This is a genomic window from Rhodococcus sp. NPDC056506 (genome assembly GCF_042794945.1).
GTDB lineage: Bacteria > Actinomycetota > Actinomycetes > Mycobacteriales > Mycobacteriaceae > Rhodococcus_F.
Window position 1 is genome coordinate 218,343 of record NZ_JBHTSW010000004.1, and the last position, 22,615, is coordinate 240,957.

The window sequence follows — 22,615 nt, forward strand, 5'->3', positions numbered from 1 at the left end:
CGGGTGTGATCTTCGTGTAGCAGCCATTGCCACACGAGTCTGCCCCTGATTAGTTGCTCCGGGTGCGTAATCTTTGACCATGGCTCACGAGCACACCAGTTCAGAAGAGACAGCAGTGGCGGTCGCCCCTGAGCGATTGCCGGACGACGTCGACGTCGCCCGGGGTTTGACCGCCGATCAGGTTGCGGCCCGGATCGCGTCGGGGCAAACCAACGACGTGCCGGACCGGGCGTCCCGCTCGGTCAAGGACATCATTCGCGGCAACGTCTTCACTCGCATCAACGCGATCCTGACCGTGTTGTTGGTGATCGTGCTCGCGACGGGCTCGATCATCGACGGCATGTTCGGGTTGTTGATCATCGCGAACAGCGGCATCGGCATCATCCAGGAGATCCGCGCCAAGCGCACGCTCGACGCTCTGGCCATCGTGAGTCAGGCCAAGCCGATGGTCAGGCGTGACGGCGTCGCCGTGGCAATGGCACCCAAAGATGTTGTGCTCGACGACATTATCGAACTCGGATCTGGTGACCAGATAGTCGTCGACGGCGAGGTGGTCAGTTCCGCCGCACTCGAGGTCGACGAATCGCTCCTGACGGGTGAAGCCGATCCGGTTCACAAGGCGAGCGGCCAGCAAGTGTTGTCGGGCAGTTTTGTTGCCGCGGGCAGTGGTGCATACCGCGCCACCAAGGTCGGCGGCGATGCATACGCGGCCAAGCTGGCCGAAGAGGCGAGCAAGTTCACCCTCGTGCATTCCGAACTGCGCAGCGGCATCGACAAGATCCTGAAATTCATCACCTACCTGATGATTCCGGCGGGAGCGCTGATCATCTTCAACCAGCTCTTCACCATCGGCCTGCCGATCCGACCGGCCCTCAACGGCATGGTGGCAGCTCTCGTTCCCATGGTTCCCGAAGGTCTTGTGCTGATGACCTCCATCGCATTTGCGGTCGGGGTCATCCGATTGGGCAAGCGCCAGTGCCTCGTTCAGGAGTTGCCGGCGATCGAGGGTCTGGCCCGCGTCGACGTGGTGTGTGCAGACAAGACCGGAACGCTGACCGAGAACGGCATGCGCCTGTCCGAGGTCGATGTCGCACCGGGCGGATCGGGGGAGGCTGCGGTCAAGTCGGCGCTGAGCGCGATGGCTGCTTCCGACCCTCGTCCCAACGCGAGTGTCCTGGCGATTCGCGAGTCGCTCTCCGACGATTCCGGGTGGGGCGAGGCGACAGCGGTGGCGCCGTTCTCCTCGGCGAAGAAGTGGAGCGGCCAGTCGTACGGCAGTCACGGTAACTGGGTACTCGGTGCCCCGGACGTTCTGCTCGATCCCGACTCGGAAATGGCCCGCAAGGCCGAGGAGGTGGGGTCGAGCGGACTTCGTGTCCTCATGCTCGGCAGCAGCGACCTCCCCGTCGACGACGCCGACGCACCGGGAACTGTCACCCCCGAAGCGCTGGTCGTACTCGAGCAGAAGGTGCGTCCGGACGCACAGGAGACGTTGGAGTACTTCGCCAGTCAGAAGGTGGCGGTCAAGGTCATTTCCGGCGACAACGCGGTTTCCGTCGGCGCCGTTGCGGGGTCACTCGGACTCGAAGGTGGCGACCGTCCGATCGATGCGCGGGAGCTGCCCAGCGATCAGGAAAAGCTGGCGGACACTCTCGACGGCGCAACAACCTTCGGTCGCGTGCGGCCGGATCAGAAGCGGGAAATGGTCGCTGCCTTGCAGTCTCGCGGACATACCGTCGCGATGACCGGTGACGGCGTCAACGACGTGCTCGCCCTCAAGGACGCCGACATCGGGGTCTCGATGGGTTCGGGCAGCCCGGCTACGCGAGCCGTGGCCCAGATCGTGCTGCTGGACAACAAGTTCGCGACGCTTCCGTACGTCGTCGCGGAAGGCCGCCGAGTGATCGGCAACATCGAGCGTGTGTCGAATCTGTTCCTGACCAAGACCGTCTACTCGGTGGTGCTTGCGTTCCTGATCGGCATCACCGGCGTCCTGTCCCAGGTCTTCGACTTCGAACCGCTGCCGTACCCGTTCCTTCCCCGCCACGTCACGATCGCAGCGTGGTTCACGATCGGTATCCCGGCCTTCATCTTGTCTCTGGCACCCAACAACGAGCGCGCGCGAACCGGTTTCGTCTCCCGCGTCATGCGCTTGGCGCTGCCGTCAGGTCTGATCATCGGCATCACCACGTTCATCTCCTACGTGCTGGCCTACCAAGGTCCGGACCAGACGGAGACCCAGAAGATCCAGGCCGGAACCAGCGCGCTCATCACGTTGATCATGATCGCCGTGTGGGTTCTGGCCGTTGTGGCCAGGCCGTACGTCTGGTGGAAGCTTGTTCTGATCGGTGGATCGGTAGCCGGTTATCTGATTCTGTTCGCTCTGCCGTTCACCCGAGAGTTCTTCAAACTGGATCCGAGCAACGTCGCTGCTACGACGCTCGCGATCACCCTCGGCGCGATCGGTGTTGTACTGGTGGAACTCTCGTGGTGGATCAGCGCACGCCTGCACGGGGAGAAACGGAAGATGTTCGCCACGCCGGACGACTTACCCGGCGAGCATCACCACGCGCACAGCGAGTAGACAGTTTCAGCGCCTGAACATCTGCACCCAGGCAATGCGATTGCCGCCGCGCTTCTTGGCCCGGTACATCGCATTGTCTGCGTGCTCGATCAGTTCGTTGACAGCTCGATCCGGTAAGTCCGTCTCGGGACTCAGATAGACACTGACGCCGGTACTGGCGGATACGGGATAGGGATCGGAGTCGGACGAGACCGCCGAATGTATCTCGGTGGCGACCTGTTCGATATCTCCTCGATCGACTCCGCGCAGGACGACGAACTCGTCCCCACCGATTCGCGCCACCACCGCATCGGGTCCGGCGGCAGCGATGAGGCGGTCGGCGACAGCGGTCAACGCATCGTCGCCCGCGACGTGGCCGTGAGTGTCGTTGAGGCTTTTGAACGAGTCGACGTCGATCAGAAGTGCGATCAGCGCCTGTGTTCGATCACTGCGCAGCAGATGCTGTGCCTCGTCTTGAAGTCCGCGGCGATTGAGCGTCGCGGTGAGGTAGTCCCGGTGGGCATTGCGTGCGTCGTCGGTCAGACGCAGCCAGACGATCTGCAGAATCCAGGCGGTGGAGAAAACCACACCGGCAACCATCAGATAGAGATTCACGACCACCCAGTTGTCGTTGACCGGTTCGGACATCGCCATGGCGGCCAGCGTCGTACAGACGGCAAGAGCCCAGCCGATGTGCGTGATGGCAACGCGTGGACTGTGAACTATCGCCGCGTAGAAACCGATCATGATGAACAGGATGCAGCCGATGGTTCCGACGAAAGCGGTGCGGACAGCGAAGAAAAGAGTGACGGCGAGCCACAGGTCGGCCCAGACGACAAAGGCCACGGATTGTCGCCAGGTGGGCCACGATTCGTTTCGTGCCCAACGGCAACCCGCGTAGATCCCGCTGATGCTTCCGACAGCGAGGACCGACCGCGCCAGGCCAGTGTCGGAACCGAAGCGACTCAACTGCATCGTCGCCGCGATCAGGGCGAAGAGGAAACACCACAGCGCAACCAATTTGCGCCCGGGAACGGTCAGCCCGCGGGTGTCGAGGAATCGGGGGAGCCAACTGTAATCGGTACGGTCTGACCACCACCGAGACAGCAGTTCACGCGTCGGGTGGGGATCGCTCCCCGTCCCGCGCAGTCCTGCATTCAAACCGGGCACCTGTCGATGTCGATGGGCGGTCAATCAGCTATTGGCGGGTTAACGCTACCTCGAGTAGTGCGAGGATCGTGAGCACGGACCTGCTTTCTGGCGCGGAGGCCGTCGACCTGTGAGAATCGAAGGGCGCGGAGGAACGATTCCGCCGAAGGATGTGCGTCAGCACCGGGAGAGGACACGGACATGGGTTTCTTGGACAACGTCAAGGGATTGGTCGAAAAGGGCCAGGAGCTCGCAGCGGAGAACTCCGACAAAGTTCACGACGCGATCGACAAGGTCGCCGACATTGCTGACGACAAGACCGGCAACAAGTACGGCGACAAGATCGACAAGGCAGCCGAGGCCGCCAAGAAGGCTGTTCCCGAAAAGCAGTAAGACCGGATTCGGCAATACCGTTTTTCGGTAACACCGTTGCTCAGGAGCCCGTAACCGAAAAGGTTGCGGGCTTCTGTGCGTCCGCTGGGTGAACTCCCAGGGTCGGCGGGCAGAATGAACGCGTGAACTTCACCTGGATTCTGCTGGTCGTCATTGCCGCCATTGCAGTCACCGGGCTGTCCAATCGACGAAACCTGCAGGCCCCGCTGGTTTTGGTGACGGTAGGTTCGGTCGCATCGTTCATACCCGGTATGCCGCGACCCGAACTCGACCCCCACGTCATTCTCGGTGTGGTCCTGCCGCCGCTGCTCTACTCGGCCGCTCTGAAGTTTTCGGTGGCGACCTTCAAACGCAACCTGGCACCGATCCTGCGTCTCGGCGTCGGAATGGTGTTGGTGACGGCGTTCGTGGTTGCCTTCTTCGCCGAATGGATGGTGCCCGAGTTCACGATCGGCGCCGCCCTCGTGCTCGGGGCCGTGATCGCGCCTACCGACGCCGTCAGCGCGGTGGCGGTCGGTCAGAAACTCGGGCTCCCGAAACGGGTCATCGCCATCCTGACGGGCGAGGGGCTCGTCAACGACGCCACCGCGCTGACGCTCTTCACCGTCGCCGTCGCAGCAGTGACCGGAACGCGAATTGCCACAGATTCGCCCCTGCTGTTTTTCGCGTACGAAGTGATCGGTGGCGTCGTCGTCGGCTTGGTGCTCGCGTTTGTCGTCAAGTTCGTTCGTGCCCGCATGTACGACTCTCCACTCGAAACCGGCTTGGGGCTGGTGCTCCCGTTCGCTGCGTACCTGGCCGCCGAAGAACTGCACGCGTCCGGTGTTCTGGCCGTCGTGGTCGCAGGCTTGGTGATCGGGCACTATTCGACGGATGCGTCGATCATGACGAGACTGCAGGAGCGCTCGGTGTGGTCGAGTCTGGACACTCTTCTCGAGATGTTCGTCTTTGCATACATGGGTCTACAACTGAGCTTCGTGATCGACGATGTTGTCGCCGACGGGCTTCCGGTGCTTCACGTGTTCGCATACGGTCTCGCAGTCCTTGCCGTGGTCATCGTGATTCGGCCTCTGTGGCTGTTCCTGAGTTACTCGCGTGTTCGATTCGGTGTAACCCTGCGCCGCGATCGCGAGAATCAACTGACGTGGAAACAGAATCTGGTGGTCTCGTGGGCGGGCATGCGCGGCGTCGTGACTCTTGCTGCCGCCGGCGGTATTCCGTTTGCGCTCTCGTCCGGCGAGCCGTTCCCCGGACGCGGCGTCATCCAGGCGATCGCGTTCATCGTCGCTGTCGGGACCCTGCTGATTCAGGGTTCGACTCTGCCGTTCATGATTCGCCGCCTCGACGTCGCGGATCCCTACGAGCAGTTGCGCACGCAGGAACAGATGGAGCTGGCACGCAACATTTCTCGCAAGGCCGGTGAGAAGGCGTTGGCCGACGCTGCGGCGCACCCTCCACCGGGGATCGACGGAAAGGAACTGCAGGCAATCGTCGAACGTGTGCGGCGTTCGATGCAGGCGAGGCTTCAACTCCAGGAGGTCGACGAAGACGCCGATCGCGAGGCTGTCCTGTGGAACGCGGGAGCGTTGTTCGACAAGTTCCGGCATCAGTCACTGCGCTCGCAGCGAGTTGCGCTGATCGCCGCACGCGACGACGGCGATCTCGACGACGAGGTATTGCGTACCGTATTGGAAGGACTCGACATCGAAGAGGCCGCAGCCGAGGAACGTGTCAGGCGTCGCCGAGCAGGCAGCGCGGGCAAATAGAGGGGAACACTGCGTATGACGGTTCGGAGTTCGAGAGTTCGCGCAGGCTGGGGAGTACTGGTGGCGAGCGCACTTCTCGTGAGCGTCGCCTGCGGATCGGATGTCTCGCCTGACATATCTGTCACCGACACCGAGACCACCACCACCCCGCCGGTCGAGAACAGTGCTCAACGCGGCGTCGTGTTCGACAGTCAACCTTTCACCAGCACAGCGGAAGTGGCGGCGTCCGGAGCGAGTGCGGTCAAGATCCTTTACGGCTCCACCTCCGGCATCGACGGCCGGGAGACTCAGGTATCGGGAACGGTGTTCACGCCGCCTGGAACTCCGCCGGAGGGTGGCTGGCCGATCGTTTCCATCGGCCATGGCACGACGGGTATTTCGGACGACTGTGCGCCGTCGACGTCGCCGACTCTTTTCGGCACGATCGGTCTGGTCGCGCCGTTCCTCGACTCGGGATACGTTGTCGCTGTCTCCGACTTCGAGGGTCTCGGCACTCCGGATCCGCATCCTTACCTGCAACCCGACACCGCGGCGTTCAACGTCATCGACGCGGTTCGAGCGGCGCGCAACGTCGTTCCGGACACCTCGACTCGGTGGGCGACTCTGGGGCTTTCCCAAGGCGGACAGGCCTCCTGGGCTGCAGCCGAGGAAGCCGAGACGTACGGCGACGGCCTCGAATTCGTGGGTGCGGCAAACCTGTCCCCGGCAGCGGATATCTCACCGATCATCTCGAGTGATTCCGAGGTGAATCTGTCTCTCCCACAGCAGCTGTTGCTCCCGTACGTGCTCGAAGGACTCTCACTCACCCATCCCGAACTCGAACGAACCGACTACGTGCGCGGAGCATTCGAGCAGAACTACGATCTACTCACCTCGTGCCTGACCTCTCGCGCGACCGAAAAGTTGGGCCTAGTCGGAAAGGTCACACCGGCCGACACCCGGCCCGCCACCGCCGAGGACGCGGATCGAATTCACGCGTGGCTCAGCGACGTTGCTCTCCCACGTCAACGGGCGAGTGGTCCCATGTACGTCGTCGTCGGTACAAACGACAACCTCATCCGTCCGGAGTGGACCGAGGCGGCGGTGGAACGTGCCTGCGCCGACGGTGACGTCATCGAGTTCCACGCGCGGCCGGGCGAGGGTCACGCGGACGGCGCCGCTGTGCCGGGAGCTGTTGCGTGGGTCAAGGATCGATTTGCAGGTGTGCCGGCGCCGAATACCTGCGGGTCGTGAATAGATGACGCCGTTGGAGCGAATCCGCGCTCTTGCACTGGCATTGCCGGAAGCAACCGAGCGGGTCAGCCACGGTGAAGCGTCGTGGTTCGTGCGCAAGGCGCCGCAGTTCGTCACCATGGCGGATCACCACCACGACGATCGCGTTGCGATCTGGGCCGCGGCACCCCTTGGGGCGCAGGCAGATTGGGTCAGACGCGATCCGTCGAGGTTCTTCGTCCCGCCGTACGTGGGTGGCCGCGGATGGATCGGCGTGTACCTCGACGTGCCGAGCGCCGACGAAACCGGGGACGAGAAATTTTGGAACGACGTCGCCGACGTCGTCGAAGATGCGTACCGCACGGTGGCTTCGAAAACTCTGATCCGGAAACTGGACGAGGATTCGCGTTGAGCCCGGCCGTGGTCGCGCTTCTGAGCGTACTGATTCTCGCGGTGGCCGGGGCGCTGACCGCGGTGTGGATGCGCACGAGACGTGAGGTGACCACCCCCACCGAGCGTGCCGTCCACGCGGCGCTCCATACGGCTTCGCTTGCAGCGCGACCACTTCGGCGCGGACTCGACAAGGATTCGGCGGCGGAGGCGGCGCCTCACCTACGCGAGCTGACCGGCGGTTCCGGCTTGGGCCTGGCGGACGCGTCGGGAAATCTGCTTGCCTGGGACGGTCGTCACGAAGCGTTGGCCGATCAGTTCCACGACGCCGCCATTCGCGCGATCGAAGGTGAGCGCCGGGTGCTCGTCACCCACGCAGACCTGGTGCGCGGATCGAGCGATCACAGCGTGCGAGCGCTGATTGCGCAACCACTGCTGATCGAGGACATCGGCGTAGTCGGGGTGATGGGAATCGTCACCAGCGAAGATCCGTGGCCGGGGATGCTCGGAGCGGTCACCGAGGTCGCTCGGTACGCCTGCAGCCAGATCGAACTCGCCGACCTCGACGCGTCCCGGGCCCTGTTGGATCGAGCGGAAGTGCGGGCTCTGCGCGCGCAGATCAGTCCCCACTTCATCTACAACGCGCTCAACACCGTCGCGTCCTTCGTGCGGACCGACCCGGCGCGTGCCAGAGAACTGATTCTCGAGTTCGCGGACTTCACCCGGTACTCGTTTCGATCAGCGGGCGAGTTCACCCTGCTCGCCGACGAGCTACGCAACATCGATCGGTATCTGACTCTCGAACGCGCGCGATTCGGGGAGGCGCTGAACGTCCGCCTTCAGGTTGCACCCGAAGTGCTCAACGTGGTGCTTCCCTTCCTGGCACTCCAGCCGCTGGTCGAGAACGCGGTTCGTCACGGCATTTCGAGTAAGCCGGAGGGCGGCACTGTCAGCATCGTGGCCGCGGACGAGGGACCGGACTGCATCATCAGCGTCGAGGACGACGGAGTGGGGATGGATCCCGAACTACTGCGCTCCGGTTCACTCGACGCCATCGAGTCGGGATCGGGACGACCCAGCGCGCGGGAAGCCGCTCACGTCGGATTGGCCAACGTCGACGACAGGCTTCGCGCCGCGTTCGGAAACGACTACGGACTCGTGGTGGAGACGGCGCCGGGCGCCGGAACGAAGGTCAGTATGCGTGTTCCCAAGTTCAAGCAGGGGATTCACGTCTGATTCTCGCCTTCGATGATCAGGCTGAAACCGTCGTGGGAACATGGACCTGTTGTGAACGAGACTGACACTGATGCCCAGCTAACCGTCCTCGCCGTCGACGACGAGAAACCAGCCCTCGACGAGCTGGCGTTCTTGCTGCGCGCAGAGGGCTCGGTCGCGCACGTTCACACTGCATCGGATGCGACGACCGCGTTGAGGATCCTGCGCGGTGGAAGCATCGACGCGGTATTTCTCGACATCAACATGCCCGGACTCGACGGTCTCGAACTGGCCGGCATTCTCTCCAACTTCGCCACGCCGCCGCCCGTGGTGTTCGTGACAGCGCACGACGATCGAGCAGTTGCGGCATTCGATCTCGGTGCCGTCGACTACCTACTCAAACCGCTCCGGGAGGAGCGTCTCGCTCAGGCCGTTCAACGGATCGTGGGGTTGGCCGGGCGCGCCAAGAGCGAGAGCAAGCCCGAAGCTGCGTCGACCGACGAGGTGATCCCGGTGGAACTGGGCGGTGTCACGACGCTCGTTCAGCGGTCCTCGGTGGAGTGGGTGGAAGCCGACGGGGACTACGCGCGTTTGCACACTGCAGGGAAGTCGCACCTGGTGCGCATCCCGATCTCGACGCTCGAATCACGCTGGGCCGACGCCGGCTTCCTGCGCGTTCACCGCTCCTATTTGGTGTCTCTGGCGCTGGTCACCGGTATCCGCACGGTGGGCAGTGGATTGGTGGTGTGTCTGCGCCCGCACGGCGACAAGCCTCCGGTCGAGCTTCCGGTCAGCCGCAGACACACCCGTGAACTCAAGGATCGTCTGGTTCGTGCGCCCAAGCAGAGTTGGTTGTCGCGATGACGTCGCAGTCCGATCCTCCTCAACGTGAGCGTGTGGTGTTGGCGCAACGCAGCGGCGCTCGGATCGTGCGGACACGGGTGGAGGTGCAGGAACAGACCGAGGTCGGTGACGCCATGATCCGGGGTCTCGTTCGCGCGCAGTTGGGGCTGGCGATCCGCCTTGCAGTCGTCGCAGCCGGGCTCCTGTGTGCCGTACCGCTTCTGACGCACCTCTTCCCGACGCTGTCGGACGTCGCTGTCCTGGGAATCAGATTGCCGTGGCTCGTGATGGGCGGCGCGGTGTATCCCCTGTTGTTGATCACCGGCTGGGTGTTCGTACGTCGGGCGGAACGGAACGAGCAGGACTTCACCGACATCGTGGACGACTGAGCGCGGCGCTGTGGGAGGACAACCTATCCCGGTGTTGACGGTGATCGGCATCGTGGCAGCGGCTGTGGCGACGGTGGCGATCGGTATCTACGGAGTTCGGCTCGCTCGCACCACCTCGGACTTTCTCATCGCGTCGAGGACCGTCAGCGCGCGGTGGAATGCGACGGCCATCTCCGGTGAGTACCTTTCTGCTGCTTCGTTTCTCGGAGTCGCCGGGTTGGTCGCGAAATACGGTGCAGACGCCCTCTGGTATCCGATCGGATTCACCGCCGGATACCTCGCGCTGTTGCTGTTCGTCGCAGCGCCGCTTCGGCGTTCGGGTGCGTACACCGTCCCCGATTTTGCCGAATTCCGTCTCGGCTCACCGCGCTTGCGCAAGCTCGCGATGCTCGTGGTCGCGATGGTGTGCATCCTGTATCTGATTCCGCAGTTCCAAGGCGCGGGCCTGACGCTCAACATCTTGCTCGGTGTTCCCAGTTGGATCGGCGGCGTTGCGGTCGGCGTCATCGTCATCGCCAACGTCGTGGGCGGCGGGATGCGCTCGATCACCTTCGTTCAGGCCTTCCAGTACTGGCTCAAACTGACCGCCGTCGCGATTCCCGCTGTGGCACTGACCTTCTACTTCTTCGGCGATCACAACGACGTCGGCGCGTCGATGCCGCCGACGGTCACCACTGCAACGACGGTGGACATCACCACCGACGTCGTGGTCCAGGTGTCCGAGCCGGTGACGGTCAGCGGTGGCACGGTCGACGGGCGAGCGGTCGAAGGCACCGTCACCCTTGGGCCAGGGGAGCACACCCTCGGTGAAGGCATGTCCATGGTCCTCGACGCAGGAGCCGCGGTCCCGGTCGTCGCCGGAGCGCCTGCGCAGAACTCGGACTGGATCACTCCAGGTTGGGGTTTCGGTGGGCCGCACCCGATGTATCAGGTGTACTCGCTGATGCTCGCCACATTCCTCGGAACTCTCGGCCTGCCTCACGTTCTGGTCCGCTTCTACACCAACCCCGACGGCCGGGCCGCTCGTCTGACGTCGCTCGCAGTTGTCGGTCTGGTCAGCGTGTTCTACCTGTTTCCGACACTCCTGGGTGTCTTCGCTCGCCTGTATGTTCCGCAACTTCTGATCACGGGTACCTCGGATGCCGCGGTGCTGCTGCTGCCGGGATCGGTGTTCTCGGGGTGGGGTGGACAACTGCTGGCAGCCCTCGTGGCGTCCGGTGCCATTGCGGCCTTCCTGTCGACGTCGTCCGGATTGCTCGTCAGCATCGCAGGGGTCCTCAGTACCGATGTACTCCGCGGGCGAGTTCGGGATTTCCGCATTGCCGCACTCCTGGCGGGTGTCGTTCCGCTCGTGCTGTCGCTGGCGGTGGTATCGGTCGACCTCTCGAGAACCGTCGGACTGGTGTTCGCGGTCGCGGCGTCGACGCTCTGCCCTCTGCTCGTGTTGGGCATCTGGTGGCGCGGCCTGACCGCCGTCGGCGCCGGGGCAGGGATGGTGGTCGGCGGGTTCGTCGCGGGAACTGCCGCTACCGTCGCAGTTCTGGGCGGTTTGTCGGAGAACGTCCTCGGTGGCTGGCCGGCGGCCATTTTCGCGTTCCCGGCCGCGGTGAGCGTGCCGCTGGCGTTCGTCACGATGATCGTCGTGAGCAAGGCGTCGGCGAAGCAGGTACCGGCAGATATTGCGCGAATCTTCACGCGGATGCACGCCCCTGAACGGCTCGGAATGGGCTCCGACCGCGAGGACGATCTCCGCCAACCCTGACTTTCATCGCCCAGGGCACCTGCCGTTGGTCGCGCCTGCCTGACCGTTCGGCGCAGCGCGCGACTGCTCAGCGTGTGACTGGCACCACAGCATCTTCATGTGACTCCGATCTCACTAACGTCTGTGCGTAGTTCACTTCACACGCGAGGCGAGGAGCCGGCAGTGTCCACAGCAGAAATCAGTGAGGGGTCGCCGCAAGAGCGACGCACCCCGGATGCCCAGGCATTCATAGACATGCAAGCGAGTCCCGAATTCCAGGAACTCCGAACGCGTCTGCGCAAGTTCGTTTTCCCCATCACTGCATTCTTCCTGCTCTGGTATGCGGTGTACGTCGTCCTGGCTACCTACGCGCACGACTTCATGGCCACCAAGGTTCTCGGAAACATCAATCTCGGCATCATCCTCGGCCTCGGGCAGTTCGTCACCACCTTCGCCATCACCGCGTGGTACGTGAAGTTCGCCGGCCGTGAGCTCGATCCCCGCTCCGCCGCCATCCGCGAAGAACTGGAAGGTCCCGCACAGTGATCACCACACTCGCCGCGTCCGGAACGGACGTAGGAAACCCCGCCTTCAACATCGCGATCTTCCTCGCGTTCGTCGTCGTGACCATGACGCTGGTCATCCGCGCCAGCCGGACCACCAAGAAGGCATCCGACTTCTACACCGGGGGTGGACAGTTCACCGGCCCGCAGAACGGCTTCGCCATCGCCGGCGACTACCTGTCGGCGGCGTCGTTCCTCGGCATCGCAGGCGCTATCGCCGTGTACGGCTACGACGGTTTCCTGTACTCCATCGGATTCCTTGTCGCCTGGTTGGTTGCGCTGCTTCTGGTGGCCGAATTGCTCAGGAACACCGGAAGATTCACGATGGCTGACGTCCTGAGCTTCAGGCTCAAGCAGCGTCCGGTGCGTATGGCGGCAGCGCTGTCCACTCTGGCAGTTTCCCTCTTCTACCTCCTTGCTCAGATGGCCGGCGCCGGTGGACTTGTGGCGCTGCTGCTCAACATCGACGGCAAAGTGGGACAGTCGATCGTCGTCGCAATTGTCGGTGTGCTGATGATCGTGTACGTCTTGGTCGGCGGCATGAAGGGCACCACCTACGTACAGATGGTCAAGGCGGTTCTGCTGGTCGCCGGAGCCGGCATCATGTTCGTGCTCGTACTGTGGGCAGTGCGCGGCAACTTCTCTCAGTTGCTCGCCAATGCGCAGGACATGGTCAACAGCTCCACCACCAAGGGTGTGCAGGGACGAGACATCCTCGGGCCCGGTGCGAAGTACGGACTCTCCGGAATGACGAAGCTCGACTTCATCTCTCTCGGAATCGCTTTGGTGCTCGGCACCGCCGGCCTGCCGCACGTGCTGATGCGCTTCTACACGGTGCCCACTGCCAAGGAAGCTCGCCGCTCGGTGACCTGGGCGATCGCGCTGATCGGCGCCTTCTACCTGTTTACACTGGTTCTCGGCTACGGCGCGGCCAGCATGGTCGGACCGGACAAGATCTTGGCGGCACCCGGTAAGGAGAACGCGGCAGCTCCGCTGCTCGCCTTCGAACTCGGTGGCACCATCTTCCTCGGCATCATCTCCGCGGTGGCGTTCGCGACCATCCTCGCCGTCGTTGCCGGCCTCGCGATCACTGCGTCCGCGTCGTTCGCCCACGACATCTACGCCAGTGTCATCAAGCGCGGCAACGCAACCGAGGAGCAGCAGGTTCGAGTTTCTCGAATCACCGTCGTGGTCATCGGACTCGTCTCCATCGTTCTCGGCATCATGGCGATGGGGCAGAACATCGCCTTCCTGGTGGCTCTCGCCTTCGCAGTGGCGGCCTCGGCGAACCTGCCCACCCTGCTGTACTCGCTGTTCTGGAAGAAGTTCAACACCACCGGTGCACTCTTCAGCATCTACGGCGGTTTGATCAGCTGCTTGACGCTGATCGTCTTCTCCCCGGCAGTGTCGGGCAAGGCGTCGTCGATGTTCCCGAACTCCGACTTCGCCTGGTTCCCGCTCTCGAACCCCGGCATCGTCTCGATCCCGCTGGCATTCGTCCTCGGCATCGTCGGTACATACATCGGACGCAACAAGATCGAAGATCCGGCAAAGCAGGCAGAGATGGAAGTTCGCTCCCTCACCGGCGTCGGCGTCGAGAAAGCCGTCAGCCACTAAAAGGGGCAAAGCCCCCGTGCGCCTTTCCGGTACCTCTGGTTACGGAAAAGGCGCACGGGGCTTATTGTTCTGCCATGGCAAAGCTCACAGTGAAAATCGACGTTCCGCTTCCTCCTCAAGAAGTGTGGGACAAGGCTTCCGATCTCAGCGGCTACGAAAACTGGCTCGTGGTTCACGACGGATGGCGCAGTGAACTTCCCGAGCAATTGGGTGTCGGCACCGAGATCAGCTCGGTCGTGACCGTGAAGGGCCTGCGCAACCGCGTTCGGTGGACCATCAAGAAGTACGACGTCCCGAAGGCGATCTCGCTCAAGGGAGACGGCAAGGGCGGGGTCAAGCTCGGTCTCGAACTCGACGTGAAGGCAAAGGGCGACGGGTCGGAACTTGCGCTGACAGTCGAGTTGGGTGGCGCGCCGCTGTTCGGCCCGATCGGTTCGAGTGTGGCGCGGGCGCTCAAGGGCGATGTGGAGAAGTCGCTGGCCCAGTTTGTCCAGATCTACACCTAGTTTGTCGAGATATACACATAGAGCTACTTCACCGCTAACATGAGCTAGGATTCTTTTCGGCGGGATAAACCAGGCATCGGTTGGTTATTGGTGCGGGTCCCGCCGGAAAGGATTCGCTCAATGTCGTCTCGTCACGGGTACGGCGCACCACCTGCGTCCATGCCTCGATCCGTGCAGGTTCTGATCGGACTCCTGGCGGTAGTTGCAGTCGGTGGAACCGCAGCATTTGCGGTGACGTTCAAGAGCGTCAGCGACAAAGGAGAACCCGGCGTGGGCGCCGCTGCTGCTGCGACAGCAACCAATTGCGACAACCCGGAAACCGTGCCTGTGGCGGCGGATCCGTCGATCGCCTCAGCGCTCGAAGCCGTCGCCGCTGCCATTCCCGCTGCGGATCTCGGGTGCATGTCACTGCGCGTGACGCCGCAAGATCCTGCGCTCACCGTCGCGGCGATCGCCGACGGCACGGCACCCGGCCTGTGGATCCCTGATTCGAGTGAATGGCTGGACAAGGTTTCGGCGAGCGGGCGGGAGATTCGCCGGATCAGCAGTTCGGTCGCGTCCACCCCTGTTGTCACCGTCTCGGCGCCGGGTAGCGAGGCACCCGGTGCATGGACGGATGTCCTCGGCGCTCCAGCACTGCACATCGGTGATCCCCTGACCAGTGCCGTCTCCAGTGCGCCGATCGTGGCAGCCTTTGCCGAGACCCAGTCGCGGGGCGGGGACCTCACGTCCATTTCGGCAGCCCTGGTCCCGGTGGCGCAAGCGCAGTACGGAAATCTGAAGGAAACCGGTTCGACCGGACGCATCCAAACCGTGGACGCGGACGGCGGGACCGCGGTGACTACCGAGCAGACCTTCGAGGCTTATCTCGCCGCGCATGCGGACAGTGGACTCGCCGCGTCGGTACCGACGTCCGGTTCGGTCTTCATGGATTACCCAATGGCAAGTATGGGCGCAGACTCGTCGACAGACGAAGCCGGCAAACTGCTGGCGGCGGCTCTGACGTCGGACACCGGACGCTCCGTGCTCGCCGGCCTCGGGTTCCGCGGCGCGGATCAGGCCCCACTGGTCGCCGGCGGAGTGGGGAAGGTTGTGTCGCTGGTGCCGTCCGATCCGGCTGTGGTCACCAAAGCCCTGGCGCGGTACGAGATTCTGTCCAGACCATCGCGCGCATTGGCGGTTGTCGACGTCTCGGGGTCCATGGACTACATGCAGGACGGGATCACTCGAATGGCCGCGACCGCGCAGGCCGGCGACATCGCGATCCGAATGTTTCCCGCCAACGCACAATTGGGCCTCTGGGCATTCTCCGTGGACCTCGGTGACGGGACGGACTACCGCGAACTCGAACCCATCGCCCGTATGGATGCAACGGAAGGCGAGACAGACCATCGGAGCAAACTACTGTCTCAGATCGACAATCTCTCTTCGATCGTCGGCGGTGGAACAGGTTTGTACGACAGCGTTCTCGCCGCGTATCGGTCGGTGCAACAGTCCTACGATCCGGCGTCGATCAATTCGGTGATTCTGCTGACCGACGGTGCCAACGACGATCCGGCAGGGATCTCGCTGCAAGAACTTCTCGACACCCTGACTCGCGAACAGGACCCGACGCGCCCGGTGCCGATCATCACCATCGGCGTCACCGATGACGCCGATACCGATGTGCTCGAGCAGATTTCGGCACTCACCGGCGGCAACAGTCACTTCGCTCCGACACCGGCAGACATCCCGAAGGTCTTCGTCGGCGCGATCAGTGGACGCGCCGGCTGAATTACTCGAGAACGGGTGCGTCCGCGCTGTCCGTGATCCATTCGGTCGCGAGCTTCTCGAGGGTGCCGTCGGCATAGAGCGCATCCACGGCGGCAGAGACACACGCAGTCAGCGGACTGTTCTTCTCGAGCACCAAACCGAAGAATTCGGTGACCGCGTTGGGCCGCGGAAACTGACCCACGATGACGGACCCGGGGAGTTCGTTCTCGGTGATGTGGAATCCCGTCGGGATGTCGACGACCAGCGCCTCGATCTCACCCGCGGCCAGCGCTGCTTTCGCGTCGTCCGTGGTCGCGAACTCGCGTGGCGCAGTGGTCGGAACAATCGTGTCGGTGATCGCCGCAAGGCTGGTGGAACCCGTCTGAGCGCCCAAGCGGTAGCCCGCAAGATCCGCAAGATTCTTTGCACCAGCAGCTTTGCTTCCGCGTGAGGCGATCACCGACTGCGCCACTGCGTAATACGGCGAGCTGAAGTCGACGTTCTCGCGGCGTTCCCCGGAAATCGTGAACTGATTGGCATCGAAGTCGAAACTCTTGGGGCCCGGTTTCAACGCGTCGTTGAAGGCGACCGTGGTGAAGCGCACCTGCTCGGTGGTGTATCCGAGCTTGTCGACGACGGCGCGGGCCACCGCGCCCTCGAAGCCCTTGCCGTTCGACGGATTATTGTCGACGAACCACGGTGCGTACGCCGGTGAATCGGTTGCGATGGTCAAGACACCGTCTTCGAGGGTGGTCCCGCTCTGGGGTCCGCACTTGTCCACCGCGGTGGTCGAGGGCAGTTTGGTGAAGGCCTCGGGAACCGTGGTCGTGGTATCCGCTGCCGCAGGTGCCTCCGGCTGCGACGAACACGAGCCCAACAAGATCGAGGAAGCGAAGATCGCGGTCACGGCAACAGCGCGTCGTGTCATAGGCACAAGGCCATCTTGCCTGTTTGTCCGGTACGGACGTGACGGGGGTCTCGTACGAGAGGTGTTCACGCAGCTGAGCGTCGTAGCGCAAGGCGCTCAGACGGCGTCGTCCCACCCCAGACTCCGTGCGGTTCAGCGGTCTCGAGTGCAAAAGTCAGGCAGTCCCGGATGACAGGGCAGCGGAAGCACACCTGCTTCGCGGAACTTTCTCGTGCAGTCCGATTGCGTCCGCGTTCTTCACCCGGCGAATAGAACACCGCCGGGTCCACCGTCTTACAGGTGGCGAACATCCGCCAGTTGTTGTCCACTAACGGCCCCGGGGAACTGCGAACTGTCATCGTGGTCTCCTCTCCCATCGAGAATCCAGTCTCGCCCGTGGCCCTGCGCTGCGGCAGGTTTCCGATCCACCAGATTTCTACTGCCATACGCAGCGGTATCCAGACACAGCGGTTTCCAGCACAATGAGGAAATGGCAACGACTGATCGGGGTCAGATCACGCTCGACGGCACAACGGTGTCCGTGACCAATCTGGGCAAGATCCTCTACCCCGAGAGTGGGACCACGAAGGCCGAAGTCATCGACTACTACACCCGTATCGCCGCAGTCATGCTTCCGCACGTCGTCGGTAGGCCGGGTACTCGTAAGCGTTGGCCGAACGGCGTCGATGGCCAGTCCTTCTTCGAGAAGAACCTTGCGTCGTCTGCGCCGCAGTGGCTTACCCGAGCGTCGCTGCAACACTCGGATCGTGTTGTCACTTATCCGATCTTCGATTCCGTTGCATCCCTGGCGTGGTTGGGGCAGCAGGCGGCACTCGAATTGCACGTTCCCCAATGGCGGTTCGACGGTTCCGAGCGTGGCCCGGCGACACGACTGGTGTTCGATCTCGATCCGGGTGAGGGCGTGGGGTTGGCCGAGTGCGCCGAGGTGGCGAGGTCGATTCGAGATCTGGTTGCAACTCTGGGGTGGACTGCTTATCCGGTAACCAGTGGTAGCAAGGGAATCCACCTCTACGTTCCGCTGGATCGAACTTTGGACGGCAGTGGTGCGTCGACTGTCGCCAAGCAGATCGCCACCGGATTGGAGAAGCTTCACCCGGATCTCGTCACCGCAACGATGGCTCGAAATGTCCGGGCCGGCAAGATCTTCGTGGACTGGAGTCAGAACAACGCAGCCAAGACCACCATTGCGCCCTATTCGATGCGCGGTCGCGATCAACCCTATGTTGCCGCGCCGCGTAGTTGGGACGAACTCGACGATCCGAAGCTGCGCCACCTGCTGTTCGACGAGGTTCTGGAGCGCGTCGAATCAGAAGGTGATCTGCTGCGCGACTTGGATCCGCCCGTCTCGACGGCTGTGGCCGACACGTTGACGCACTATCGCAACAAACGATCGGCTGATCGGACGCCCGAGCCGATCCCGGCTGCGGTGGACAAGGAGACAGCGGGCAATACCTTTGTGATTCAAGAACATCACGCCAGGCGATTGCATTACGACGTACGTCTCGAGCGGGACGGTGTGCTCGTATCCTGGGCAGTCCCGAAGGGTGTGCCGACCAGTGCCGGAGAGAACCGGTTGGCCGTGCACACCGAGGATCATCCGCTCGAATACGCCACGTTCTCCGGCACGATTCCGAAGGGGGAGTACGGCGGCGGTTCGATGACGATCTGGGATTCCGGAACATACGAGACCGAGAAGTGGCGTGACGACGAGGTGATCGTGCGCCTCCGTGGGAAACGGGTGCAGGGACGATTCGCGCTGATCCGGACAAAGGGTGACCAGTGGTTGATGCATCTGATGAAGGATCAGAACGCGAGTTTCGGAACGGAGTTTCCCAAGAATCTCGAGCCGATGCTTGCCACCGCTGGAACGCTCGATGGCCTCGATCCGCAGGAGTGGGCTTTCGAAGGAAAGTGGGACGGTATTCGGGTGATTCTCGAATACCGTTCGGGCACAATGTCACTCCGTAGTCGCGCGGGTAACGACAAGACCCGAGACTATCCAGCACTTTCCGGGTTGGCTGAGATCCTGGACGGTCATGACGTGGTTCTCGACGGAGAAGTCGTGGCGTACAACGACGCGGGTGTCACTGATTTCGGTCTCCTCCAGCGCGGCGGGGATCCAGTTTTTCTGGCCTTCGATCTTCTGTACCTCGACGGAGTGTCTTTGCTGCGGAAGTCCTATTCTGATCGCCGTACCGTGTTGAATGCATTGGCGGGCAAGGTCGGTGAACTCGAGGTGCCGCCACAAATCGAGGGAACGGCGGAGAACGCGTTGGAGGTGAGTACCGATGCCGGGTGGGAAGGGATTGTCGCCAAACGTCGTGCATCGGTCTACCTTCCGGGTCGGCGGGGGTCGAGTTGGATCAAGGTGAAGAACTGGCGCACCCAAGAAGTGGTGATCGGTGGGTGGCGCACCGGACAGGGCAATCGAGCGCAGGGAATCGGCGCGCTGCTCATGGGTATTCCGGGCGAGCACGGGTTGACCTACGTGGGGCGCGTCGGCACCGGCTTCAGTGATCGCGACTTGGAGTCTTTACTTGCGACACTGGAACCGCTGCGTCAGAAGGAAAGTCCGTTCGGGGAGGAACTGCCCGCCGACGACCGCAAGGGAGCAGTGTGGGTGAAACCGGAACTCGTCGGTGAGGTGCGGTTCATGGATTGGACGAAGACCGAGCGTCTGCGTCATCCGAGTTGGCGAGGCCTGCGGGAGGACAAGAAATCGGGCGACGTGGTGCGGGAAACAGTGCAATGACGGCCAACGCACCGACGAACGCGACTGCGGCACAGATTTGGATTCCGGTACTCATCGCCGAGGTGTAAGCCTGATTCGCTGCGTCGGTCAAGGCACTCGCTGGGGGAGCGCCGGCATGGATCTGCGCCAGATCGGCTGTGGAAGTGTCGACTCCGGGTTCGAAGCGGGACCGGAAAACGGTGGCTACGACCGTCCCGATGACGGCGACGCCCAGAACTCCACCCAACTCTCGCACGACGCTGTTGATCGAACTGGCCATCGAAGCCTGCTGGGGCGCAACCGAAGACATGGACGCAGTTGTGGCCGGAGCCATGACCAATCCCATCCCCGCGCCGACCAGCGCCATGATCGCAGCCAGGATTCCGAACGGTGCGTACCTATCCGCTGCGATCGACAAGACCAACAGTCCCACGGACATGACTGCGAGGCCGCTCGCGATCGAACAGCGCACGCCGAATCGGCCGACCACACGATCGCTGCTGGAGGCGACAGCCGCCATCACTATCGCAAACGGAACAGCACCGACGCCGGCGACCAATGGACCGTAGCCACGGACTAATTGGAGGTATTGCGTGTACGTGAAGAGAACTCCGAACAGGGCGAAGAACGTTACGGCCAAGATGGCATTGGAGATGCTGAACACTCGACTGGTGAAGATACGCACGTCGGTCATCGGCGCCGGGGTCCGCAGTTCCCACCAGACGAATCCGGCGAGAAGTGCTGTTGCGCTCACGATCTCCAGAAGCGTGACGGGCGAAGACCATCCGCGAAGGCTTGCCTGAGTGAGGGCATCCACCATCAAAGCCAGTCCGCCGGCGGACAACAGGAGGCCGGGGATGTCGAACGAACCCTTCGTGATTCCTCTTGCCGGGGGCACAAGAAGAATCGTCGCGGCGATCACACCGGCGACCAGAGGGAGGTTGATCCAGAAGACACTTCCCCAACTGAAATGTTCGAGTAGTACGCCACCGGCTACCGGACCGATCGCGATTCCGAGTCCGGCGGTTGCGGACCAGATGCCTATCGCCCGACCTCTCTCGTGCGGGGCGAACATCGAGACGACAAGTGACAGCGTCGCGGGCATGACCAGTGCGGCAACTGCTCCCATCACTGTTCTCCACCCGATCAGCTGCAATGACGTGTGAGAGAGGGCGGCGCAGGCAGACCCGAGGGCAAAAAGTGTGAGGCCGGTCAGAAGTATTCGTCGGTGACCGAATCTCGCGCCCAGTCCACCCGCCGTGATGAGCAAGGCGGCGAACGCCAGTGTGTACGCGTTGTTGATCCATTGCAGGTCGACGGTGGTGGCGTGCAGTTCGCGGGCCAGGGTGGGGATGGCGGTGTTGAGGACGGTGTTGTCGATCGTGACGACGACCAGGGATGTACAGAGGGCGCCTAGTGCTGCCCATCGTCGCCGGTCAGTGGGTTCCAGAGAATTCATCATGTCCTTACGAATGTAACCTTACGGATGTTTAGTGATGAGAACGTACCGCTTCGCCTTACATGTGTAAAGTTTGTCTGGTGAGTCATGGTCCCGAGGAAGCCGATGAAACTGAAACCAGTGGTTCTCGGAGTTCTCGCGCCCGAAATCCGCGAGGAAGCGGCGCACGACTGCGCGGCGAGATCGTTGCCGCAGCGGCGACGCTCATCGCTCGGACCGGATCGGATCAGGCGGTGACGCTTCGATCGGTCGCTCGCGAGGTCGGGATCTCTGCCCCTTCGATCTATGGACATTTTTCCGATCGCGACGCCATTGTCGAAGCGGTTGTCTCCGAATCGCTGGAGCAGTTGCATCTCGCCGTGGCCGACGCAGTGGCCGCGCATTCCGACCCCGTCGAGGGCCTGTACGCCGGTTGCTCGGCGTACGTCGAGTTCGGCATTTCCGAGCCTGCTCGGTATCGGGTCTTGTTCGGGTGGTCCAGGCCGAAAGGTCAATCACCACGATCGGATACGCGAGGGCTGGCTGCGTTCAACACTCTGGTGACCAACCTCGACGCGTGTGTCGCCGCTGGGAAGTCAAACAGCACAGACACTTTTGTCGATGCCGTGTCGATCTGGACCTCGCTGCACGGGCAGGTGATGTTGCGTGCCGATCTCCCGGAGTTCCCGTGGCCGTCGACGGATACCGTCAGTGAGATGGTGAGGAGCCTTGCGCGGCTTGTGAACTGACGCGGCGGCCGTTTGTCGATCGGCAACCCTGTTAGGTCTGCTCGAGCATCGTGAGATAGGCATCGAGTTGAGCTGCGCCGGCAAGTAGGTTGCGACTGCGCGAGGTCAGCCGGTCTTGCCAGGAGTCGAGGAACGCCGCCAATGTGTCCGCTCCGCCGGCCTCGCGCAGCGAATCGACGAATTGGGCGACCTGCGACAGTCGGTAGCCGCCGCGTCGCAGTTGCCTTGCGATCTCGGCGTCGCGCACACATTCCGGCCCGTATTCGCGATAGCCCGTTGCCTGTTCGCGCTCGGGGCGCAGAATGCCGTGTTCTTCCCACGTGCGCAGTGTCGCCGGATGAACGCCGAGACGGCGCGCGAGTTCACCCACCGTCAACGCTGGTCCGTGCACGCGTGCCGGTGCTGTGGTGGACAGAGTCCCCAGCGCTGTGGCTACCTCGGTGCGGGTGCCGCGCTCGGCGAGCAGCGTCACGTGCGCACTGTCGATCAGGCGGTAGGCGGACTCGGTGTCGCCCTGATTGGTCGCCCGCATGATTTCCGTAGCTTGTTGGTGTCCGTGACCGCTGCGCAACGCGAGGAAAGTACGCAGGGCCTGCGCGTGAAGAGGCGTGTAGCGCCGGTAGCCGGTGTTGCTGCGCTCGGTCGGAGGGAAGATGCCGGCGTCGTCGTA

At 62.9% G+C, this 22,615-nt stretch carries 20 protein-coding genes; 15 read left to right on the forward strand and 5 right to left on the reverse strand.

Annotation, left to right across the window (positions count from 1 at the left end; genetic code table 11):
• Positions 1–79: 79 nt before the first annotated feature.
• Positions 80–2,584, forward strand: a complete 2,505-nt coding sequence (locus ACFQ6H_RS06485; protein ID WP_378532418.1) for an HAD-IC family P-type ATPase — start codon at positions 80–82, stop codon at positions 2,582–2,584.
• 6 nt (positions 2,585–2,590) lie between these two features.
• On the opposite strand, the gene ACFQ6H_RS06490 is transcribed toward ACFQ6H_RS06485, so the two are convergent.
• The gene (locus ACFQ6H_RS06490) at positions 2,591–3,733 is read right to left on the reverse strand and encodes a diguanylate cyclase domain-containing protein (protein ID WP_378644774.1); all 1,143 of its coding nucleotides are present in this window, start codon (positions 3,731–3,733) and stop codon (positions 2,591–2,593) included.
• Between the two features lie 180 nt (positions 3,734–3,913).
• Between ACFQ6H_RS06490 and ACFQ6H_RS06495 the strand changes: the two genes are divergently transcribed.
• From ACFQ6H_RS06495 to ACFQ6H_RS06550, 12 genes are all read left to right on the forward strand, one after another.
• Positions 3,914–4,105 carry an antitoxin gene (locus ACFQ6H_RS06495; RefSeq protein ID WP_214884047.1) on the forward strand — a complete coding sequence of 64 codons (192 nt, stop codon included), beginning with the start codon at positions 3,914–3,916 and terminating at the stop codon, positions 4,103–4,105.
• A 122-nt stretch (positions 4,106–4,227) separates the two neighbouring features.
• Positions 4,228–5,871 (forward strand): Na+/H+ antiporter, encoded by a 1,644-nt coding sequence (locus ACFQ6H_RS06500; protein WP_378532423.1) that lies wholly within the window; start codon positions 4,228–4,230, stop codon positions 5,869–5,871.
• Between the two features lie 15 nt (positions 5,872–5,886).
• Entirely contained in the window at positions 5,887–7,104 is a 1,218-nt protein-coding gene (locus ACFQ6H_RS06505; protein WP_378644776.1) for a lipase family protein, read from the forward strand.
• A gap of 4 nt (positions 7,105–7,108) precedes the next feature.
• Complete coding sequence (locus tag ACFQ6H_RS06510) at positions 7,109–7,495, forward strand: MmcQ/YjbR family DNA-binding protein (protein WP_378644778.1); 387 nt, start codon at positions 7,109–7,111, stop codon at positions 7,493–7,495.
• The gene (locus tag ACFQ6H_RS06515) at positions 7,492–8,709 is read left to right on the forward strand and encodes a sensor histidine kinase (protein ID WP_378532429.1); all 1,218 of its coding nucleotides are present in this window, start codon (positions 7,492–7,494) and stop codon (positions 8,707–8,709) included. The genes ACFQ6H_RS06510 and ACFQ6H_RS06515 overlap by 4 nt, the downstream gene beginning before the upstream one ends.
• Before the next feature lie 12 nt (positions 8,710–8,721).
• The gene (locus tag ACFQ6H_RS06520) at positions 8,722–9,552 is read left to right on the forward strand and encodes a LytR/AlgR family response regulator transcription factor (protein WP_378543337.1); all 831 of its coding nucleotides are present in this window, start codon (positions 8,722–8,724) and stop codon (positions 9,550–9,552) included.
• Positions 9,549–9,920 carry a hypothetical protein gene (locus ACFQ6H_RS06525; RefSeq protein WP_378532433.1) on the forward strand — a complete coding sequence of 124 codons (372 nt, stop codon included), beginning with the start codon at positions 9,549–9,551 and terminating at the stop codon, positions 9,918–9,920. Before ACFQ6H_RS06520 ends, ACFQ6H_RS06525 begins: the two co-directional genes overlap by 4 nt.
• Positions 9,921–9,930: 10 nt before the next feature.
• A complete protein-coding gene (locus ACFQ6H_RS06530; protein WP_378532435.1) occupies positions 9,931–11,682 on the forward strand; it encodes a cation acetate symporter in 1,752 nt (583 codons plus the stop codon).
• Positions 11,683–11,844: 162 nt separating this feature from the next.
• Positions 11,845–12,207, forward strand: coding sequence for a DUF485 domain-containing protein (locus ACFQ6H_RS06535; RefSeq protein WP_003939976.1), 363 nt, complete (start codon positions 11,845–11,847; stop codon positions 12,205–12,207).
• Positions 12,204–13,841 (forward strand): cation acetate symporter, encoded by a 1,638-nt coding sequence (locus ACFQ6H_RS06540; RefSeq protein ID WP_378532439.1) that lies wholly within the window; start codon positions 12,204–12,206, stop codon positions 13,839–13,841. Before ACFQ6H_RS06535 ends, ACFQ6H_RS06540 begins: the two co-directional genes overlap by 4 nt.
• 74 nt (positions 13,842–13,915) lie before the next feature.
• Positions 13,916–14,347: an SRPBCC family protein gene (locus ACFQ6H_RS06545; protein WP_003939735.1), complete on the forward strand. Its 432-nt coding sequence runs from the start codon at positions 13,916–13,918 to the stop codon at positions 14,345–14,347.
• Positions 14,348–14,467: 120 nt separating this feature from the next.
• The gene (locus ACFQ6H_RS06550; protein WP_378644780.1) at positions 14,468–16,120 is read left to right on the forward strand and encodes a substrate-binding domain-containing protein; all 1,653 of its coding nucleotides are present in this window, start codon (positions 14,468–14,470) and stop codon (positions 16,118–16,120) included.
• A 1-nt stretch (position 16,121) separates the two neighbouring features.
• On the opposite strand, the gene ACFQ6H_RS06555 is transcribed toward ACFQ6H_RS06550, so the two are convergent.
• Both ACFQ6H_RS06555 and ACFQ6H_RS06560 read right to left on the reverse strand, forming a co-directional pair.
• Positions 16,122–17,027: a transporter substrate-binding domain-containing protein gene (locus ACFQ6H_RS06555; RefSeq protein ID WP_378543343.1), complete on the reverse strand. Its 906-nt coding sequence runs from the start codon at positions 17,025–17,027 to the stop codon at positions 16,122–16,124.
• Positions 17,028–17,092: 65 nt separating this feature from the next.
• Positions 17,093–17,365 carry a WhiB family transcriptional regulator gene (locus ACFQ6H_RS06560; RefSeq protein ID WP_378644782.1) on the reverse strand — a complete coding sequence of 91 codons (273 nt, stop codon included), beginning with the start codon at positions 17,363–17,365 and terminating at the stop codon, positions 17,093–17,095.
• A 131-nt stretch (positions 17,366–17,496) separates the two neighbouring features.
• Between ACFQ6H_RS06560 and ACFQ6H_RS06565 the strand changes: the two genes are divergently transcribed.
• Complete coding sequence (locus ACFQ6H_RS06565; RefSeq protein WP_378644784.1) at positions 17,497–19,779, forward strand: ATP-dependent DNA ligase; 2,283 nt, start codon at positions 17,497–17,499, stop codon at positions 19,777–19,779.
• Here ACFQ6H_RS06565 and ACFQ6H_RS06570 read toward each other — a convergent pair.
• A complete protein-coding gene (locus ACFQ6H_RS06570) occupies positions 19,679–21,220 on the reverse strand; it encodes an MFS transporter (protein ID WP_378644787.1) in 1,542 nt (513 codons plus the stop codon). The genes ACFQ6H_RS06565 and ACFQ6H_RS06570 overlap by 101 nt on opposite strands.
• Positions 21,221–21,297: 77 nt before the next feature.
• On the opposite strand from ACFQ6H_RS06570, the gene ACFQ6H_RS06575 reads away from it, so the two are divergent.
• The gene (locus ACFQ6H_RS06575; RefSeq protein ID WP_378644789.1) at positions 21,298–21,945 is read left to right on the forward strand and encodes a TetR/AcrR family transcriptional regulator; all 648 of its coding nucleotides are present in this window, start codon (positions 21,298–21,300) and stop codon (positions 21,943–21,945) included.
• Positions 21,946–21,976: 31 nt separating this feature from the next.
• On the opposite strand, the gene ACFQ6H_RS06580 is transcribed toward ACFQ6H_RS06575, so the two are convergent.
• On the reverse strand, positions 21,977–22,615 hold a 639-nt coding region (locus ACFQ6H_RS06580; protein WP_378644791.1), incomplete at its 5' end, for a MerR family transcriptional regulator.

Excerpts from the sequence above, each read along its gene's own strand:
- ACFQ6H_RS06495 (WP_214884047.1), top strand. The coding sequence starts at position 3,914 with ATGGGTTTCTTGGACAACGTCAAGGGATTGGTCGAAAAGGGCCAGGAG.
- ACFQ6H_RS06560 (WP_378644782.1), bottom strand. The coding sequence starts at position 17,365 with ATGACAGTTCGCAGTTCCCCGGGGCCGTTAGTGGACAACAACTGGCGG.
- ACFQ6H_RS06505 (WP_378644776.1), top strand. The coding sequence starts at position 5,887 with ATGACGGTTCGGAGTTCGAGAGTTCGCGCAGGCTGGGGAGTACTGGTG.
- ACFQ6H_RS06510 (WP_378644778.1), top strand. The coding sequence starts at position 7,109 with ATGACGCCGTTGGAGCGAATCCGCGCTCTTGCACTGGCATTGCCGGAA.
- ACFQ6H_RS06565 (WP_378644784.1), top strand. The coding sequence starts at position 17,497 with ATGGCAACGACTGATCGGGGTCAGATCACGCTCGACGGCACAACGGTG.
- ACFQ6H_RS06485 (WP_378532418.1), top strand. The coding sequence starts at position 80 with ATGGCTCACGAGCACACCAGTTCAGAAGAGACAGCAGTGGCGGTCGCC.
- ACFQ6H_RS06525 (WP_378532433.1), top strand. The coding sequence starts at position 9,549 with ATGACGTCGCAGTCCGATCCTCCTCAACGTGAGCGTGTGGTGTTGGCG.
- ACFQ6H_RS06520 (WP_378543337.1), top strand. The coding sequence starts at position 8,722 with ATGATCAGGCTGAAACCGTCGTGGGAACATGGACCTGTTGTGAACGAG.
- ACFQ6H_RS06550 (WP_378644780.1), top strand. The coding sequence starts at position 14,468 with ATGTCGTCTCGTCACGGGTACGGCGCACCACCTGCGTCCATGCCTCGA.
- ACFQ6H_RS06555 (WP_378543343.1), bottom strand. The coding sequence starts at position 17,027 with ATGACACGACGCGCTGTTGCCGTGACCGCGATCTTCGCTTCCTCGATC.
- ACFQ6H_RS06545 (WP_003939735.1), top strand. The coding sequence starts at position 13,916 with ATGGCAAAGCTCACAGTGAAAATCGACGTTCCGCTTCCTCCTCAAGAA.
- ACFQ6H_RS06570 (WP_378644787.1), bottom strand. The coding sequence starts at position 21,220 with ATGATGAATTCTCTGGAACCCACTGACCGGCGACGATGGGCAGCACTA.